The 19,266-nt window shown below is 49.6% G+C and carries 15 protein-coding genes; 9 read left to right on the top strand and 6 right to left on the bottom strand.

Annotation, left to right across the window (positions count from 1 at the left end; translation table 11 throughout):
* From murQ to MHM95_RS16165, 3 genes are all read left to right on the top strand, one after another.
* Positions 1-942, top strand: a complete 942-nt coding sequence (gene murQ, locus MHM95_RS16175) for an N-acetylmuramic acid 6-phosphate etherase (RefSeq protein ID WP_239385769.1) — start codon at positions 1-3, stop codon at positions 940-942.
* A 37-nt stretch (positions 943-979) separates the two neighbouring features.
* Complete coding sequence (locus tag MHM95_RS16170) at positions 980-2,104, top strand: DUF1343 domain-containing protein (protein WP_239385791.1); 1,125 nt, start codon at positions 980-982, stop codon at positions 2,102-2,104.
* 87 nt (positions 2,105-2,191) lie between these two features.
* Positions 2,192-2,965 carry a delta-class carbonic anhydrase gene (locus MHM95_RS16165; RefSeq protein ID WP_239385768.1) on the top strand — a complete coding sequence of 258 codons (774 nt, stop codon included), beginning with the start codon at positions 2,192-2,194 and terminating at the stop codon, positions 2,963-2,965.
* On the opposite strand, the gene MHM95_RS16160 is transcribed toward MHM95_RS16165, so the two are convergent.
* Positions 2,962-3,807: an SIS domain-containing protein gene (locus tag MHM95_RS16160; RefSeq protein ID WP_022946440.1), complete on the bottom strand. Its 846-nt coding sequence runs from the start codon at positions 3,805-3,807 to the stop codon at positions 2,962-2,964. The two genes, MHM95_RS16165 and MHM95_RS16160, sit on opposite strands and share 4 nt — an antisense overlap.
* Before the next feature lie 319 nt (positions 3,808-4,126).
* Between MHM95_RS16160 and pbp4b the strand changes: the two genes are divergently transcribed.
* From pbp4b to MHM95_RS16140, 4 genes are all read left to right on the top strand, one after another.
* On the top strand, positions 4,127-6,571 hold the full coding sequence (gene pbp4b, locus MHM95_RS16155) for a penicillin binding protein PBP4B (RefSeq protein WP_239385767.1): 2,445 nt from the start codon (positions 4,127-4,129) through the stop codon (positions 6,569-6,571).
* A 232-nt stretch (positions 6,572-6,803) separates the two neighbouring features.
* Positions 6,804-7,247 (top strand): hypothetical protein, encoded by a 444-nt coding sequence (locus MHM95_RS16150; protein ID WP_235419819.1) that lies wholly within the window; start codon positions 6,804-6,806, stop codon positions 7,245-7,247.
* Positions 7,244-7,450 (top strand): hypothetical protein, encoded by a 207-nt coding sequence (locus MHM95_RS16145; protein WP_239385766.1) that lies wholly within the window; start codon positions 7,244-7,246, stop codon positions 7,448-7,450. Before MHM95_RS16150 ends, MHM95_RS16145 begins: the two co-directional genes overlap by 4 nt.
* Positions 7,451-7,525: 75 nt before the next feature.
* Positions 7,526-8,158, top strand: a complete 633-nt coding sequence (locus MHM95_RS16140) for a hypothetical protein (RefSeq protein WP_239385765.1) — start codon at positions 7,526-7,528, stop codon at positions 8,156-8,158.
* A gap of 44 nt (positions 8,159-8,202) precedes the next feature.
* On the opposite strand, the gene MHM95_RS16135 is transcribed toward MHM95_RS16140, so the two are convergent.
* A complete protein-coding gene (locus tag MHM95_RS16135; protein WP_239385764.1) occupies positions 8,203-11,226 on the bottom strand; it encodes a carboxypeptidase regulatory-like domain-containing protein in 3,024 nt (1,007 codons plus the stop codon).
* Between the two features lie 268 nt (positions 11,227-11,494).
* Positions 11,495-12,757, bottom strand: a complete 1,263-nt coding sequence (gene lysA, locus MHM95_RS16130) for a diaminopimelate decarboxylase (RefSeq protein ID WP_045978495.1) — start codon at positions 12,755-12,757, stop codon at positions 11,495-11,497.
* Between the two features lie 91 nt (positions 12,758-12,848).
* Here lysA and MHM95_RS16125 point away from each other — a divergent pair, with 91 nt between their 5' ends.
* A complete protein-coding gene (locus tag MHM95_RS16125; RefSeq protein WP_045978496.1) occupies positions 12,849-14,222 on the top strand; it encodes a Na+/H+ antiporter NhaC family protein in 1,374 nt (457 codons plus the stop codon).
* A 110-nt stretch (positions 14,223-14,332) separates the two neighbouring features.
* On the top strand, positions 14,333-14,839 hold the full coding sequence (locus MHM95_RS16120) for a DUF3087 domain-containing protein (protein WP_022946447.1): 507 nt from the start codon (positions 14,333-14,335) through the stop codon (positions 14,837-14,839).
* Between the two features lie 6 nt (positions 14,840-14,845).
* Here the strand turns inward: MHM95_RS16120 and MHM95_RS16115 are convergent, their stop codons facing one another.
* The 3 genes from MHM95_RS16115 to MHM95_RS16105 all read right to left on the bottom strand — a co-directional run bounded on the left by MHM95_RS16115 (position 14,846) and on the right by MHM95_RS16105 (position 19,174).
* Positions 14,846-15,544 carry a manganese efflux pump gene (locus MHM95_RS16115; RefSeq protein WP_239385763.1) on the bottom strand — a complete coding sequence of 233 codons (699 nt, stop codon included), beginning with the start codon at positions 15,542-15,544 and terminating at the stop codon, positions 14,846-14,848.
* A complete protein-coding gene (locus tag MHM95_RS16110) occupies positions 15,544-17,247 on the bottom strand; it encodes a hypothetical protein (RefSeq protein ID WP_239385790.1) in 1,704 nt (567 codons plus the stop codon). The genes MHM95_RS16115 and MHM95_RS16110 overlap by 1 nt, the downstream gene beginning before the upstream one ends.
* Positions 17,248-17,314: 67 nt before the next feature.
* Positions 17,315-19,174 carry an alkaline phosphatase PhoX gene (locus MHM95_RS16105; RefSeq protein ID WP_239385762.1) on the bottom strand — a complete coding sequence of 620 codons (1,860 nt, stop codon included), beginning with the start codon at positions 19,172-19,174 and terminating at the stop codon, positions 17,315-17,317.
* Positions 19,175-19,266: the final 92 nt, after the last annotated feature.

The raw sequence follows: 19,266 nt of genomic DNA, 5'->3' as shown, positions 1-19,266 counted from the left end.
ATGAGTTTACTGGATGATCAACGATCGAAATTATTACATGAGCTAAATAGCATCGTGTCGGAAGGGCAAAACCCCGAGACCCTCGATATCGATTTATTAGCGACAGACGATATCTTGTATAAGCTCAATGATGAAGACCACAAGGTTGCTCCAGCAGTACGCGCCATTATCCCAGATATTGCTAAAGCCGTGGATGCGATTGTGCATGCCTTTAGCAAAGGGGCGCGGCTGATCTACATTGGTGCGGGCACCAGCGGTCGGTTAGGTATTCTTGATGCATCCGAATGTCCGCCGACATTCAGTGTTGACCCCAGCCAAGTGGTGGGCATTATTGCCGGTGGCGCCAAAGCGATTCAAACCGCTGTCGAGGGAGCCGAGGATAATGCCGAACAAGCCATCGCCGATCTTAAAGCGCATAACCTGTGCGCCGACGATGTGTTAGTGGGTATTGCCGCCAGTGGCCGCACTCCCTATGTGGTATCGGCACTGAATTATGCCCGGCAATTAGGGTGTGTGACAGCGGGGATCAGCTGCTCGCCCAATGCCCCAGTCCTTGAAGCCGCACAGATCCCATTGGGGGCAATCGTAGGCCCAGAAGCGCTTGCCGGTTCTACTCGATTGAAATCAGGCTCGGCACAAAAGCTTATTCTTAACATGTTAACGACAGCCAGTATGATCCGCAGCGGCAAGGTGTATCGCAACCTAATGGTCGATGTTAATGCCAGTAATGACAAGCTTAAAGCGCGCGCGGTACGCATTGTCATGCAGGCGACAGAGTGCACCGCAGAACAGGCGGCTGAAGCCTTGATGCGCAGCGAGCACAGCGCCAAACTCGCGATTTTGATGCTGCTCAGCGGCGTTGATGCGCGCCAGGGTAAAAGCATGCTAGCCAAGCAACAAGGCTTTTTACGTGCCGCCGTACAAGGTAAAGCTCATGATTAGAGCGTTGGCGCTGATACTGGCCTGCATCGTCGCGCTTATGGGCTGTGCGCAGACACACAAGGAGGATGGTGCAATTCGCGTGGGCGCTGAACAATTCGGCAAATATGCTCCCTTACTTGCAGGCAAGCGTGTTGGCCTGGTGGTGAATCAAACCTCGCGGGTACAAGACAGCCACTTGGTTGACTTTTTGCTGGCGCAGCAGGTAAATGTAACCACTATTTTCGCGCCTGAGCACGGCTTTCGTGGCGATCATGATGCCGGGGCCCATGTTCAATCTGGCGTAGATGCACGCACCGGTATCCCCATCGTTTCCATTTATGGCGCCAATAAGCAGCCTGCTGCGCAAGAGATGGCAGACATCGATGTGGTGGTGTTTGATATTCAAGATGTCGGGGTGCGATTCTACACCTATATCAGCTCCATGCACTATATGATGCAGGCCAGTGCTGATGCGGGGGCTGAGTTTATTGTTTTAGACCGGCCGAATCCGAATATTGCCTATGTTGATGGGCCCATTCTCGACCCTGACTTTCGCTCCTTTGTAGGTATGCATCCCATTCCCATTTTACATGGTATGACTGTAGGCGAGTTGGCACAGATGATTTTAGGAGAGGGCTGGCTTAACAGTGATGCGCAGCTACAGCTTAGTGTGGTGCCGGTGGCGCACTATAATCGCACTATGAAGTATTCGTTGCCCCTCAAGCCGAGTCCTAATTTGCCAAACGACCAAGCCGTTGGCTTGTATCCATCATTGTGTTTTTTCGAGGCGACCCCGGTGAGCATCGGCCGAGGCACTGACTTCCCATTTCAAGTGATGGGCCATGACAGTGTCGCATTAGGCGATTTTGCTTTTCGCCCCCGCAGCATTGTTGGCGCGGCGGCATCACCGAAGTTGCAGGGCAAGCTCGTCAAAGGCGTCGACTTGCGACAAAGCTCTGTGCGTGGTTTGGATTTGACGTGGTTGATTAGCGCTCAGCGGCAATTTGCGCAAGCGCAGCAGCTGCTATTTACCCGCCCTGACTTTATGGACAAACTTGCCGGTACCGATAAGTTACGTCAGGCCATTACTGAGGGGCACAGTAGCGAACAAATAAAGCAAAGTTGGCAGCAACCCTTGCAGCAGTTTAAACGCCAGCGTGCTCCATACCTACTTTATCCTTGAATTTTTTACATATTCGTTGAGTTCTTGTACCTTTTTTAGGTTGGGCATGATACACAGTTGTTGGCAAACAATAACAAGGGATCAATCATGCCTAAACGCTTTCTATTGTTCATGGCCGCCGTTACCACGTCGCCCGTGTTCGCGGCGCAATGTGATTTGGCTGGGCCGCAGTCACCGCGCGATATTAACCTTAGCGAGGGGAGTAATCCGGTGCATTTTGCATCAGCTCCTAACTATAATGAGCTCAACCTTTGTAATATCCATTTTCATAAAAATGCTGAGCATCGCGCCGCAGCCTTTTCGGTGACTGCTCACTCCAGCCCAACAAACACTGGCTATCAGTGCCAATTGAGTAAAGCGCTTGCTGAGCAGGAAAAAAAGCCATTGCTTACGCCGGCCTGTGATAATCTACAAAGTGGCGATACCATTGAGGTGCATTGGGTATATAGTTCGGCGCGGGTTTCCCCAGGGCCAGGCTTGGGTAGTTGCGTCAGTACCGCTAGCGCGAACCCCGATTTGCGCGTTGAAGCCCAAGTATTCACTTTGGTGAATGACACCGGCGCCTTAAACTTTACTGAGATGACGCGCATCGTCCAGCGTCACGGCCGTTACCAGAGCAATGAAATTCCACACGACAGTGGCGAGCCGGTGCGCTACCTCGGGTCCACCACTGGGCCCAGTTACTCGCAACATCAATGCTCGCCTTATCAAGTAAGTTGGTCGGTGCGTCCGGATTGTCGCAAGCTTGATATTCATAGCTTGGCTAAGTGGTGTGAGGACAACCCCTTTAACGAGCATCAGGCGCACGGGGTGCGCCAACTAGTGATTGATGCGCAGCAATTATCAACGATTGATGATTAACTCTCGCGGAACGCTTTGACCACATCGTTGGAGTGTTCCAGCAACTTACGCCCTGGACGTGTGGCTTGCGTCAACGCGATAAAGACAATATCGATAACAAAGTCTTGCGCGGTACGCGCCAAAATCGATGATAAGCGAATAGACTCTTCCTCAGCGACGGAGTAAAGGTTAACGGTGGCGCAATCGGCCACTGGGTTGGCGCCAAACTTAGTAACAGCGATCACCGGGCAGCCATTGGCTTTGGCCTGACTGGCTGCTTCTGCCACTTCGCGGGTTTTCCCGGACTCACTGATAGCGACGACTAAATCGTCTTTGCCTAGGGTTGATACGTAGGCCAGCTGTGCATGACCATCGGCATCGGCGATAGCGGCAATGCCAAGCTTTTGCAATTTAAAAGCAAAGTCTTTGGCCACCAATGCCGAGCCACCGAGGCCACATAAAGCCACACGCTTCGCGTTTTTTAACAAGCTGACCGCTTGTTCAACCGCTTCAGCCTCATTGAGGTTTTTAGTTTCACTCAGGACCGCCATTTTACTGCTGAGCAGCTTTTCTGCTATTTGCTCTAAGCTATCATTTAGGGTGATTTTACCGTGCAGCTTAGGTGCGGGTGTCTCGGTGTTTAGGGCATCAATTACCGCGAGCTTAAAGGCCGGAAAGCCTTTATAACCGAGCTTTTGAGCAAACTTCACAACGCTGGACTGACTAACACCAACCACCTTGGCCAGCTCAATAGAGGAGAGGTCGCGAATGGCATTAGCAGAATTAAGGGTGAAGTCCGCTAATTTTGCTTCACTGCTAGAAAACGATTTACGCAGTGCTTTGATTTTTACAAATGTCGACATAAGAAGGTACTTTATTGTTAGATTATATTGGTGCTAATGAGCGCTTATGGGCTCATCGAATGCACACTTACAACGACGTTAATTACAGTGTAACCCGATATTCCTACACAAAGGAATAAATAATTTGATATACACTAGTACCTATATCTTTACTTTGGCAACCGTACAAACGGCCATAACCGAACATAATTTAAATCCATGAATATTGTTTTCGCCTATTTTTAATTGAGCGAAATAAAATATTATTATACTGTGGTCATTATTTGTATTAACCCAGTGCCTAGGAACAGGCGGGCAGCAAAACATAATGTAGGCTGATATGAATTTTCCATACTTTGATACGCCAATGCGAACGTGCTTAGTGCTGCTAATGTGCATGGCTTCCCTTAGTTGCGTTAACCACTACCCCATGGAGCCGTCACACAATTATTCAAAACGTATTAAGTTTTTGGTGATGCATTATACCGCCATTGATTATCAAAAGTCGGAGCGGGTGCTGGTTGATGAAGGCGGGCTCAGTGCCCATTATCTGGTGCCACAAAGTGGCGATCCGAGTTATCAACGCAGTGAGCTTGAAGTGGTGCAGTTGGTGGCTGAGCAAGATAGAGCTTGGCATGCCGGTAACAGTTTTTGGCAAGGTCGCAGCGATTTAAACGATCATTCCATTGGTATTGAAGTGGTGAATGTACCGCGCTGTGCTGCGGCTGAGCGCACCGCCAAGGCCGCAGCAGGGCAAGAGCAAAAGCTGTGCATGTACCCCGATTACGACCCACAACAGGTGCAGTTATTGATTGCCCTGAGCCAAGATATTCTTGCCCGTAACCCGGATATTGGACCAACACAAGTTGTCGGTCACTCCGATATTGCGCCTGGGCGCAAAAGCGACCCAGGCCCGCGCTTCCCTTGGTATCAATTATATAAAGCCGGCGTCGGCGCTTGGTACAAACAAGCGGATGTCGAGCATTATTGGCAGCACTTCAGTACCGCAGCGCCGACGACTGCCTTGATGCAGCAAGCACTGCGTGATTATGGCTATGGTGTTGACGTTAGCGGCCAGCTAGATAGAAAAACGGTAGCAGTTATCAAAGCCTTCCAGGCTCACTTTCTGCCGTGGCAGGTGCATGGTCAAGCAGATGGCAAAACGGCAGCGGTGTTGTTCGCCTTATTACACCGCTATAAGCCGGATAAAGCCCAAGCACGTTTTCGTGACTATCAGGCCTTGAATACAGCGCAGCCAGCACCCAGTAAACCTTTGGGTCATGAGCAGCTATTGGCGAGCTATCCCGCAAAGGCGCTGAGCTCGCGAAAAGATGTTAACAACAAGTACCGCTTTAAGGCGTACCAAGGCCGTGGCGAGATCATTATTGATAACGTGAATGCCGTTGCTGCTGAGCTTGTCGTCAATGGCCAAACTCTGAATATCGCAAAGCCGCTAACGGCGGATACCCAATACCGTTATTCGCTTAGTAAGCGCACTCGCACCGGGGTGAATAGTTTGCATATTAAGTCGGTAACACCAGAAGATGCGCAACTGCATATTCGTATTCCTGCGCCAGTGTTAACGCAGCGCCCAATACCTAAACGTTTTGAACAGGTTGATGCGCTGATTAATGCTGAAATTGAGCAAGGGTTTCCCGGAGCCGTGTTGGCGGTCGTGCACCAAGGGGAATTGGTTAAGCTTTCGGCTTACGGTGAGGCGCGTAAATATCATGATGGCGGCGAGATGATGGCCACACCGCAGCCCATGCAAACCGATACCTTGTTTGATATTGCCTCGAACACGAAAATGTTTGCCACCAACCTGGCGTTGATGCATTTGGTATCGCAAGGGCACTTGGATGTCTCATTGCCGGTGAGCTTTTATTTGCCCGAATATCGCGGTCAAGGGCGGGAGTTACGGCGTGTCAGTGATTTACTCGAACACAGCGCTGGCTACCCTGCTGTGGTGGACTTTCATCGTCGTGATAACCAGCTTGGCGAGCAATTCTATTCCATTAGTAGCGATTGGACCAAGCAGCTTATTGTCCAAGGAGTGCCTTTCACGGCGATGCGCAAGCAACGCCACCTGTACAGTGATATTGACTATATGTTGTTAGGGTTGCTGGTGGAACGTATCAGCGGTATGCCCTTAGATGCATATGTTGAAAGCCGGCTCTATGCGCCCCTTGGGATCACCTCAATGATGTTTAACCCGCTGCAAAAAGGGGTGTTAGCACAGCAAATTGCAGCCACCGAAATTCAGGGAAATACGCGGGGTGGGCGGGTGCACTTCGAGGGCGTGCGCGATTACGTATTACAAGGTGAGGTGCATGATGAAAAAGCTTTCTACTCACTTGCTGGGGTCGCAGGCCATGCTGGGCTATTCGCCGATGCCAAAAGCCTAGCGCAATTGTGTCAGCTACTGCTTAATCGCGGCACTTACGGTGAAAAACAGCTATTTACTGCGTCGGTGCTGGATCAGTTTACTAAACCGAGTAGGAGCGACGAAAGTTATGGCTTGGGTTGGCGCCGAGCGGGAAATGGCGCGCGTAAATGGCACTTTGGCCCTTATGCCAGTACGCAAGCGTATGGACACACAGGCTGGACAGGCACAGTTACGGTTATCGACCCAGAGTATGATTTAGCCATAGTGCTGCTGACCAACGCCCGGCATAGCCCGGTGATGGGCACTGAGCAGCAGTATCAATTTGTGGGTAAACAGTTTGAGACCGGCCAATATGGTTCGGTGGTCACTCGCGTTTACGAGGCTATACTTGGATTGTAGTGAACGTTAACGACTAACACAGGATGCCCCTGCCAGGGCACCTGACCCAAATGGCATCGTTTAGATGCCATTTTCTTTTTCCTTTAGCGCCTCAGTCATTTGCTAATTCAATGCATTCGTTATTAAATAACTGGCTAATTATTTTACTTACCCAAGGAAGAGACATGCCGATTAGGATTGCATGTAAGTCCAGTCCGTTCGCTATTTATGAGCCGCCTGGGCTGGAGATAGGATGACTAAACTTTCACACTGGCTGTTATTAATGTTGCCGCTGTTCGCGCACGGCGCAGAGCTGCGCCCATTTACCACTGATGGTTGTAGCTTGTTCCCCGATGGTACCCTAACAAACAGCGTTAAGTGGCAGCATTGTTGTATTAGTCATGACTTGGCCTATTGGCAGGGTGGAACTCAGACACAGCGCGATGCCGCCGATGCTGCATTAGCGCAGTGTGTGCGCGATTTGGATGAGCCTGCAATCGCTACTTTGATGCATATCGGCGTTCAGCTCGGTGGTGGGCCACTTTATCCAACTTGGTATCGCTGGGGCTATGGCTGGCCTTATGTTCGCAGCTATGGAGCATTAACGATTGACGAACAACAGCAGGTGCAAAAGCGATTGGCAGAGTTAGTGCCTGACTCACTACCTAAAGATCCCTCCGATGAGGAGCGACCATGACCGAGAAATTTGCACGGCATTTGGGGATTGTTCTGGGCGCTCTGTATGGCCTCGGCTTTCGGCTGTTATGGGAAGTAGAAGCGCTACAATCACTGGGGAGTTTGGTGACCCTGTCGTTTATGTTCTTAGTCCCTTTTGTGATCGGGTTTATTCGTATTTATTGTCAATGTAGAGTCACTCCTTCGCTGTCTTATACAAAATGATTGCCCTAGCGTGGCAGCCTATTTTTGTATTTTTAGTGGTCAGTGTCGTGACCTTACTGGAAGGCAGGATTATGTGTGCGCTTGGTGCATCGTAAAAAGCGTGGCGCCTTATTCAGCATCGTCGTTTTACCTGTGATTGTTGCCCCGTTAGAGCTGCACTTTTTAACTCGTTCAGCCACCTATGTGATTGAAGACAGTATTGATATTAACGCTCCAGCGGCAGCGGTTTGGCGACAGCTGGCAACGGTATCAACGATTGAGAGTAATGAGTTACCCACCACCTTCGCATCGCTCATTGGCGTACCTAAGCCCATCGCCGCAGATATGTCTGGTCAAGGTGTGGGCGCTGTGCGTACCAGTCACTGGCAAAAGCAGGTGCAATTTAATGAAGTGATCACTTCATGGGTCGAAAATCAGCAAATGACCTATCGTTTTGATATTGACCCAGAGCGTATCCCTGATAACGCCTTGGACAAACATGTCAAACTTGGTGGCAAGTACTTTGCCCCACTTGATGGTGGTTATTTTATAGAAGTACTTGATAGTAAAAGAAGTCGTTTAACGTTACGAACTCGCGTTGAAGACAACACTCATTTTGGCCTGTATTCGCGCCTATGGGGAGAAGTCATTTTTCATGATTTTCATACTTCATTGCTACAGCTTATGAAAACCAGAGCGCAAGCTGATTTTGCTGAACATCAAAGCTAAAAAAAGCGCCGCAAGCGGCGCTTTACGTGGTTGCTGGGGGGAGCTTAGAACTCGACTTTGACCGACAGTTGAACTCGGCGAGGGCTATAGTATTGGCGCGGCTCAGCGAAGTTTTCATCATCAAAATAGGGATTGTTGTTATACCCAGTTTGACGGTCAAAAACATTGAAAATATCGGCGCGAAATTGCATCGCCACATCGTTATACACCGTGAATTCTTGAGTGTAATTGAGGTCTAACTGCCAATGACTGGCACTACGACGACTGCCGGCGGGCTCGGCATAGCGGCTGGTATCGCTAGCATAACCGTAGGGGGTGCCATGCCACTTTTCCCAAGGCTTACCGGATTGAAACACAAAGTAGGCACCGACGTTCGCATCCCAAGGGGTGGTGTAATAGCCGTAGACTTTAAATAAGTGTGGCTTATCCCCAGCTAGGGTGCCATAGCGGTAATCCCAAGGGTAACGGCCGCGACCGTCACCGTAAAATGACGAACCGACGAAGTTATTGGCATCGTTGGTCGCAGTGGTGTTGTCTTGGTCAAAATTACCATAGTAATGACTCCACACATAGGAGGCGTTGACATAGGTGTTATCGCCCATGTATTCAGCTTCAAGACTGGCTTCCCAGTATTTGGTTTCGCCTCCCGGCACTTCGGCGATAACATAAGAAGAGCCACCAATTTCCTCGCGAATGGCATCGAGGTTATCAATGAAGAGTCCTTGCTCGGCGATATCGGCAGGAATACCTGGCACATCAAGGCCACTGTAATCGGTTAATCTGGCGTTATTGGGCATATCTTCCCAAAAGTGCATGCCTCGGCGGTGACGCACATGGGCGCGTACCACCAAGTCACTGCCAATGTATTTGGTTGTGCCCACGGTGAACTCATTAATACGCCGTGGTTTTAAGCCTTTCTCGAACGCTTTACCTGATGAGCCACCGCGTGGCTCGGCATAAATAATATTGCCATCGCTATCGAATTCGATTTCTTGCTCGCCACGGGTATTACGGTCCCACGATGCAGCACGAGCCAGTGAGCTAGTATCGGGGTTATACATGGCAAAGTTGGCAAATACCGAGTCTTCGCCTGCATAATTCCAAGTGACGCCGAGGCGGGGTTGCACCATATCGGCCCAGTCGGTCTGGTACATTTGATATTTATTACCCGGGGCTAATTCATACCCAGAAACCGTTCCTGATTTTGCTCTTAACCCTTGGCCATAGTAGGTATCTTGGCTGAACATAACGCCAATGTTGTAGGTCCAATCGCCGATTTCAATGGTATCGTTAATTTCAAAGTTAAGGGTTTCGGTGCTCGAGATAATAGATGGCACCGTATCGCCTTGGTTATCAACTAGGCTCATTTGCTCAACGAAGGCGCGGTAAATCACCGGTGTGCTACTGCCTTGCTCTAAGCTTTCGTCCAAGCCGCCAACGTATTCTATACGGCCCCAACCATTTGATAAGCGAGTGAGCACTTCCTCACCTTCAGACCATTGGCCACCGAAGTGTAGAGTGTGGTAGCTGTCGCCCCAACTAAATTCATGGTCGAGGGCGAGCTCGAAGGAGTCGCGGTAGAAGTCTTGGCTATCATAGCGATAATACGCACCAACACCGCCGCCGCCTTTTTTAACACCATTTTCGCTGTATCCATATTGTTCAATAAGCGCATTCGCGGCACTGTTAAAAGCGGCTATTTGCTCTGCGGTGTAGCCTGAGTCAGCATCCAGTGGTGTGGGGACACTAAAGTAACCCATTTGCTCAAGGTTATTGATATCGAGTTGCGCCGATAGCGAAGGCTGCACGCTAAGTTCAGTATCAGGGCGTGAGCCGCTTTCTAGCTCAAATTTACTGTATTGAAACGAGAGAGTGGTGGCCGAGCCGACCAGCCACGAGCCATCAACAGTGAAAATATCTTGGTCGGTTTGTCCGCCCACCGAGACGCTGTCGGCTTCAAACTGACCGATGGAGTCGCCCTCAAGGGTTTTCTCCGACATCCGCTGCGAGATATTAAACAGCAAGTCGTCAGTGGGGGCCCAGGTCAGCTTGCCAAAGTACTCATCGCGCACGCTCTTATAATTTTTGACCTCGCCATAAGCAGTGCCCTTGTTGCTGCGCTCTTCCTCCGGGCGGTAGTAAGAAGTGTAGAAATACAGTGTATCTTCAATCAGCGGGCCGCCTAGGCTGGCTGTCAGCCAGCTTTTATCGAGCTCATAACTTTCCTCGCCAACAGGGCTCGCTACGAGGCTTTTGGGCTGCACTTTATATTCCACGCCACCGCGAAACTCGTCGGTGCCAGATTTCGACACGGTATTGATAGCAAAGCCTCCGGAGCGGTTAAAGTCCACAGCCTTAGCGCCGCCGCGATCCATGGTTACGTACTCAATATCATGCGTCGAGGGCTCGGAGGCGAGGTTGCCGAACATCGGCAATGAGACATTGACGCCGTCGAAACCATAAGAGTTATCGACCCCAGACCCGCCGGCTGAGGGGCCAAGGATGGAGTTTTCAGAAAGCTCGACACCGGGGACCAATTTCAGTAGATCGCGATAATCTTGGCCGATGGGGACGCCTTCAATGGCGCTTTCTCCTAAGGAGTTGGTTAACGATGAATTACCCTGGCGGTATAGTCGGCTGCCAGTAACGGTGATCACTTCGGTGTTGCTGCCGGTCATGCTTAGCGCCACATCCACCTTTGAGGTTTGCTCCAAGAGCACTTGTACCGTCATACGCTGACTGGCACCGTCTTTATTGGTAAAGGTCAGCTCGTAAGTACCCGGTTTGAGTTGCGGGAGGTCATAGCTACCATCTGCTCGGGTTACGGCTCGTCGCGGTTTTGGCATGACGTTACTGGTGGCGATGACTGTGACTCCGGCCATGGATTGGTCGGTTTGCTCGGCAATCACCTTGCCTTTGATGCCACCGGTGAGCGCCGCCAGCGCTGGGGCGCTAACAAAGGCTGCAGCGATTAAAGTGGAGGTGAGTGCCGTTTTTGGTGCGCGCAGCGCCAGGCCAGTAGCCTGTGTTAATGCGCTAAGGCTAAACCCGGATGTGATCTGTTTCATTGTATCCCCGTCCTTATAATAAATTATTTATCGGTTGGACTTTTTACCCTGTGATGTATAAGAGCAACGTCAAATGTTGCTTAACTATTAAACAAGTGTTGCCATCATTAATCAAGAATAAAATTTTCTAACTATTCTTTAAAGTAAAAATAAAATATATAAAAGGAGTCGCGCTTAAGCACCTGAGGTGCCCCTGGGCTTCTGTAGGTTATCTATATAAAAGTTATAAGTATGAATTGATTAGAGCCAAGTAGGCTTGGCTCTAAGGCTATAACCAAGAGGGCAGGGAATCCATGGCAATAAGAGTATCGTAATCGATACGCTCGCGAATAATACTGTATTGATCATCCTTTACCAGTACTTCTGGAGCATTAAGGCGGGAATTGTAATGTGAGGCCATCACTGCACCATAGGCGCCTGCGCCCATAATCGCTACCAAATCGCCACTTTGGCACTGGCCAATGGTGCGGCCTTTGGCAAAAGTGTCCCCCGTTTCACACACCGGACCGACAATATCATAAGTGACCTTTTGCGTTTGCTCGGTGACCGTGACAATGTGATGATAGGCATCGTACATACTGGGGCGAATAAGGTCATTCATGGCCGCATCTAAAATTAAAAAGTGACGCTGTTGTCCGGTTTTCACATACTCAACGCGTGACACTAACACCCCGGCATTGCCAAGTATTGAACGCCCCGGCTCGACGATAATTTTACAACCAAGGTGGCCTAAATGGGCTTTGGCAAAGCTAGCATAGGTGGTGATATCTGGCTCTTGGGATTGCTCTCCATAGTTGATCCCGAGCCCGCCGCCAATATCGATGACCTGAATATCAATACCGTGATGCTGCAGGCTTGTCACCAGGTCAGCAACTTTACTAAAGGCCTGGTCAAACGGGGTCAGCTCGGTTAACTGCGAGCCGATATGTACGTCAACACCACTCACCTCGATGCCCGGCAGATTGGCGGCCCGTTTATACAGTGCAGGAGCTAAGTCGATGGCAATACCGAATTTATTCTCGGCCATTCCCGTGGTGATTTTGGCATGGGTCTTGGCTTCAACATCCGGGTTAACACGAATCGAGACCCGCGCGCGTTTGCCCATGCTGTGCGCTTGTTCGCTGATGCGCATCAGCTCCGGTTCGGATTCTACGTTGAACTGTAAAATGTCCTGCGCCAAAGCGTAGCGTATTTCAGCAACACTTTTGCCTACGCCGGCAAAGACGATTTTATCAGCGCTGATCCCGGCGGCTAGGGCACGCCGTATTTCGCCTTCAGAGACGGTGTCGGCACCGGCGCCTAAACGCGCTAAGGTCGCCAATATTGCCTGATTGGAGTTGGCTTTTACGGCATAACAAATTAAGCTATCCAACCCTGCAAATGCGTCACTGTAGCGCTGGTAATTGCTGGCAATCGCTTTACTGGAATAACAGTAAAAGGGCGTTGGCACCTGCTGAGCAAGCGCTTCTATAGCAAGGCCTTCGACTTGCATTTGCTGACCCACGTAGGGGAAGTAGGGAAGTGGATGCATAACTAAAAAATTACAGTAAATTTAAAATTAATTGAATAATCTATGCTCATTTGCAAGACTATTCAAGCTTTATAAGAACAAGGATAACAACATGTCTTGGTATTCCATTTTGCCGCCGTTGATTGCCATTGCAATCGTATTTTGGCGCAAAGAGGTCATAATGGCGCTGTTAGTCGCGGTGGCCTCTTCGGAGTTTTTGCTTGCACTCCAGGGTGACGGTAACACACTTTTCTTCACTTTTATTAATACTATAGAACGTGTGGTGGCAACGGCGTCCTCTGCGGGGAATAGTCGCGTGCTGTTATTCAGTATTCTTATCGGTGCACTGCTTGCCTACATTCGCGAGTCTGGCGGGGTGGCGGCAACCGTAAACCTGTTAATAGGCAAAGGGGTGGCAAAGTCAAAGCGGCAGGTGGGCTTTTTGACCATGTTTTCCGGTATTGCCGTATTTATCGAGTCAAACCTCAGTGTCTTAACTGCGGGGATCCTCTCACGCGGCCTATTCGATAAATTTAAAATGAGCCGGGCGCGTCTGGCCTATATTATTGATAGCACCAGTGCTCCAGTGTGTATTTTAATTCTGCTTAATGGCTGGGGCGCTTATGTGCTTGGGCTGTTAGAAAACTATGAGCTGGAGCAGTCTGCGGTGTCTATCTTATGGGGCAGCATTGGTTATAACTTTTATGCCATTATCGCCTTATTGATCGTGGCCTACACTATCGCCTTCGATAAAGTACACGGACCAATGAAAGTGGCCGAGCAAAAGTTGGAGCGCCTAGAGGTTAACGAAACAGCGGACAAAGGCACTAAAGCACGCTTTATGCTGGTGCCCTTGGCGACATTGATAGTTTCTATGGTTGGTTTTATGTTCTGGACTGGTAACGGTGATATTGCCAGTGGCAGTGGCTCGAAATCAGTGTTGTATGCGACTATTTTAGCCTGTGTTGTTGCTTATTTCTTACTCAGTACAAGCCGCCAATTCAGCCATCACCAATTGGTGGACATGGGCTTTAAAGGCATGGGCGAGCTATTGCCATTGGTGGCGATTGTTTTGCTATCGATGACCTTGGGCGCGAGTTTAAAAGAGCTCGGTACAGGGGTGTTTGTTGCTTCATTGGTAGGCGATTACCTGCCGTTGGTATTGGTGGTGCCAATGCTGTTTGTAACCGGCGCGGTGATCTCCTTTACCACCGGCACCTCGTGGGGCACCTTTGCTATTTTAATACCCATAGGTGTGCCGCTGATCCAAGCGTTAGGATTACCACCTTCACTGGTGATAGCCGCTATTTTAGGGGGTGGCGTGTTCGGCGATCACTGCTCGCCAATTTCTGATACCAGTGCGGTGTCTGCCATTGCTTCGGGCTCCGATCTGCTTACTCACGTAAAAACGCAAATGCCTTATGCTTTATTCGGCGGTGCATTAACTTTTATTGCATACCTATTGGTGAGTTTCATCGTTATTTAACAACTAGGCCCATAGCCAACGACTGTGGGCCAGTGTTTATCCATAAGTGATAGTACTTTGCTCGCAGCGCTTGCTATAATCGCTGCGTTTTTATATCTGTGGTTGCCCTTATGAAGTTACAGCAAATCGATAAAGCGCGTTATAGAAAGCATTTAAACCGAGTTTTAGCTGCCTGTATTGGTGCCTTGGTCTTGGGGAGTCTCGGCATTGCGCGATTACTGATTATCGCTTTTCCCAGTGCATCCGGCAGTCATTTTCACTGGAACTTGCTCGGCGTGATTATCACCTGTGCGGCCATTGCCTTGGTACTAAAGCGTGTGCAACACCACCCGTATTTGCGAGAAGTGCTGTATGTATGGCACTTAAAGCAGGCGCTGAATCAGATCACGCGCCGCCTGCGTAAAATTAAGGCGGCGGCGGAACAAGGCAATGTCGAGGCCATGCATGCCTTGCAATTCAGTTATTCTGGTTCGCGCCAGCTTTGGCAACTTGACGATAACACCATCACCATGGACGAATTAGCACTGGAGCAGGCCAAACTGGACACCTTAGCCGAACGTTACCAAGTAGAGCCCAGCGCGGAGCGTTATCACAGCAGCACCCTTAAGCAATTTTAAGCTTGGCTAAGCACACTTAGGTGTGCCTGCTTGGCCTACCTTGCGAAGCGCTAATAGCAGTGCGTTAATAATTGCACACAGTGCCCAAATAGCCCACCAAGGGGTATCCCAAGCAAAGGTATAACGCAGCAAAGCCAGTACCGCGAAATAGCTAATCACCGAATACTGTAACCACAGGCCAAGCTGGTGGCTGAAGTGTGTTGGCGCATAAAGCACAGCTTTGCGGCCAAGGTGTAAGCTAGCGACTGCCAAGAGCGCGACCACCAGACCCACTATCACAAATGACAACCACACCATCCACTGCGCCCAGTCGATGACTTGTGCAGATTTAGCCGGCCCCGACCATAGTGCATCCCAACTAACGGTAACGATCAGTGCCGCACTCAGTAATTTGGGGTCTATACTAGGGGCGTGCTCGCTATTGCTGCGATACTCACTGAGCAAGTAATAACCTACAAATATGAATGCGATAACTCCAACAATTGGAGTGAGTACGGGGACTTGCTGCACGCTAAAATAAGCCGCGAGGTAACCAAGCATAGGAAACATCGTATGTGTTAGTGTGACCCCCGCTATCCAAGTGAATACACTACGCCGGCTCGAGAGCTGCTTCGCTTGGGTTAGGGTGGCGATGGCGACATCAGCACCAATCCCTAAGCCCATGAGCAGACTTGCTAATACAAAAGCTTCTATGGGTGTGCCCATCACTCACTCTCCTGAACAGTGGGTGTGCGGGCTTCATCGCGTCGCTGAGCATGCTCCCAGTCTAGGCGCATATCCCATACGTACCGATGTTGCTCTTCGAGTGGTGCCTGGGATTCATCTACTTGCTGTAATACGTTAGTGGCTTTGGCAATAGTTGCATCACGGCCAAATAAATAGCTCTGCTCAGCGACAATTGTGCGATACGCTTTATTTAGGTCCAGTGCTCGGCGTGGTGAGGGAGTGATCAACTCGTAAATGCTGTCGATGGCTGTCACCTTAGCTTTATTCACACTGCCATCTGAGTTGAACCAACGCCGCAGCATTTCTTTGTTCTGTCGGAATTCATCGCCACCTCCCACTCGTTGAAGGTAAGTTAAAAACTCGCCTTGGGTTTCACCAATGTTGGGTGCATCGTGCATACTTGCCAAGTTTATATAGCCCCAACCTTCTCGCCCTGTGACTTTGCGTGGAAAGGAAAAGGTTTGATCAAACGTCGCTCCCACGGTTTTATGGCAGCCATTGCAAAATGCCATTTCCTGAATGTCTTGGTGGCGTAGTTGCCCTTGCTCATCTTCGATATAGCCATTGATGGTCCACCCAAACATATTATTAATGCCTTTATCACCTAATGGTCGAGTGCGTGGCAACTTTTCGAAATGCTTCTCTTTCGCCTCACTGTAATAGAAAGAGGCCAAGCGTGCTTTTGATTTAAAGTTGTGTTTGCGCATGTAGCGTACTTCTTTCATGCGTGGTGCATTATAAATACGCCCTTGTGGGTCCACGCCAATGTAACGCACGGTGTGCAAAAACTCAGTATCTTGAGGGTAGAGCTGGTAAGCCAACTCGATATCTTGGGCATCGCCTAAGTAGTGACTGCGTTTGCTAATAGCGTGTATTTGCTTTTCGAGTCGGTTGTTGCCGTTAAGATCTACACCGATCGCTTGCTCGGAGATAGAAGGCGTACTCAATTGCTCTAAGCCCTTAATGGCCATCTCCACTAAGCTGAGGTTGGCAATGTATACATCTTGATTATATTGCCCGTTAAGTTCACGAAAGGGGGCACCAAGGCGGATCATCACATCACCGGTGGAGCCGTTGGTGGGCCAAAAGGTGCTAGGGAAGGGTTTATAATTAAACGCAACCCAGTGGCTCTTGTCGCGAGCAAAACCAAGCTCATCAAAGGCTTGCTGCGGATAAGCAAGGTTTTGAATATGCGCTATTTCACCTTGCCACTCGCTGTCTGCCAGCAGTTTTTCAATAAATGGCGAATAGTTATCTTCGTTTATCCACTGCTTTATTTCTTCATCGGAAATAGATGCGATCATCTCACTGCGATCAATAAATAAATTACGCCAATGATTCTTCATTCCCAAATCCGAGAACTGGTATTCACCTTGCAGATTACCATCATTCATTTGGTTCGGACGTTTGCTATCTTGGCGGTCTGTCTGATGACAGGCGTAGCAAGGATTATGTTTACCTTGTGTTTTAGTGTAGCACTGCGGCGGGATCACCGACTCAGGATTATACACTGCACCATGCTCTAAATAGGCGGTTGCAGGAATTTGCTCTGTGGGTTGGTAGGCAAAGTCTGCGCCCTCACTGGTAGTTGTGGTCGTTAATAATGGTTGCGTACGCTGTTGTTCCGAGCATGCACACAGCAAAACAGCCAGTGCAAGGGCCAGCGCCGAGTTAAGTTTCATCATAATGGCACACCGATGGGAAGTTATAGGTAAATGAGGGGGGCAACCCCCTCATAGAGTGCGAGGATTAGTTGCCTGCTGGGTCGTACAACCAAAGGGTGTTGTTTTCTTGGAATCCATCCTCACCGATGATCACGCGACCATCGCGCATGACGATGGTGTTATCTGGTTGTGATAACTGCTCTACGTCACAACGTGCTGCGCCATCAAGACTGCGGCGATAGGTGGAGCCCATTACCACAGGTTCAATACGGGTGAGGCTGTAGTTGCTATCTATGTGTGCACGATATAAGCCACCACAGTCTTCCACGCGATTGGATAATTGCATGTCTCCTTCATCGTCAATCATGGTGTTATCGATATCAGCGATACCAATATACATAAACGCTTCGGTGACGATTTCATCGGCAATCATATCTTGGCCAGTGATTGCTTCCATAACGCGGTCATGATTGATACTAATGCCTTCGAGCTTACGCCACTCTGCGGTGGCTCCTTTTAAGCGAGCTGCTTGGCGAGACTCTAAAAAGGCCGCACGGTCATCCATAGGCTCACCAGCGGTAACAGGGCTTCCGCCTTGTGCTTCACTTGGGTAATGAGTGGCGCCATCAGCCCAGGCCTGTACGTCAGCCATGCTCATATAGCTGGTTTTACCTGCAACATAATCACTGGTATCAATGCCATCATAATCAGCAATCCAAGCTGCAATTGTGGTGTTATCGCCACTGGCCAGAGCTATCCATTCAACATCAAATCCTGTGACCGCTGGGTCACTAAGGCCTTCATCCTGAGTCAATTTTGCCCCGTATAATGTGCCAGCAGTCAAATCTTCCGGGGTATCGGCGACAAATTTAAACAACACCCCACCGGTATCATCTTGTGACGAGTACACGGTTTTTCTATCCGGCATAACCACTGAGTTTTCATGCTCATAGCGGCCAATAGTGTAGTGTTTTACCACTTCTGGATTGGCGCTGGTGGGCGCGGTGATTTCAGCAATGTAACCATAACGGTAGGGGTTAGGGAAATCCGGTGCTGTAAGCATCTCAAGACCATCGGTACTAGTGTCTGCTGGGTCATTCCAGCTGGCATCGGTGGTTGAGTCAACGCTTGAGCGCACAATCCACTCTTCTGAGGTTAATGGGGTGCCCCAAGGAGACACTGAACCAAAGCAGTTAGCTGCGGTGCCCCAAACATTATCGAAATCAACCATCATGGCTTCAGCGATTGACCAAGTACCTTGAGTATTTTTGCTTAGCTTTAAGCGGCTAACTCCCCCAGGGTATGACTCCCAGTTAGTGAATAAGTAGCCCTCACTGTCGCTAGTAGGGATAAAACCGTTAAAATCTGGGTTTTCATTCTCAATAATTTTCTCATTGCCGACCATGGAGTAATGCACACCTAACCCACCGGGCAAGCCTTTATCACCTAAATCAGCAAAGGTATCACCGGTCTGGCCTAACACTTGGTATTGGCCTACCGCTGACACTACGGTTTGACGCTCATAATCCGATTCTGGCACTGGTGAGCTAACGATATTTTTAGGCAGCTGGTTGAAGTTTACGCCCGCTAGTACGCCTACGGTACCACGATTAATAGCGCGGCCATTGAACTCATCCATGGCGGCATTGGTGTCATCAGGGTGCTGAACATTGAAAAACAAATCGCCCTGACGAGTTAAGAATGCACCGGTCACTTCAGCTCCAGCAGGTACCGTTGCCAAGCGTGTTAATTTGCCACTTGCTTGTGCATTTGCGCTGTCTTCGCCACTTGCTCCATCTTGGCCATCGGCGCCATCCTGTCCAGCTGGGCCTTGTTCGCCAACTGGGCCTTGCGGACCTTGTTCACCGTCGTCGCCATCGCAGGCTGCCAACGCTAAGGCCATGGAAGCAGTCAAAAAAGATAATTTTAGCTTAGTATTAAGCATGTGAAACGCCCCTTCACTTATAGTTATTTAATCAATGTTGCAGTCGATACTGCGACCTAAGGTCTCGCTGCAGCGATATAATTGCCTGTTGA

The sequence above is a fragment of the Pseudoalteromonas sp. CnMc7-15 genome (assembly GCF_022347925.1).
Lineage (GTDB): Bacteria > Pseudomonadota > Gammaproteobacteria > Enterobacterales > Alteromonadaceae > Pseudoalteromonas > Pseudoalteromonas ruthenica.
The sequence above is the reverse complement of the archived record's forward strand: the minus strand, read 5'-3'. Positions and strand labels throughout refer to the sequence as shown.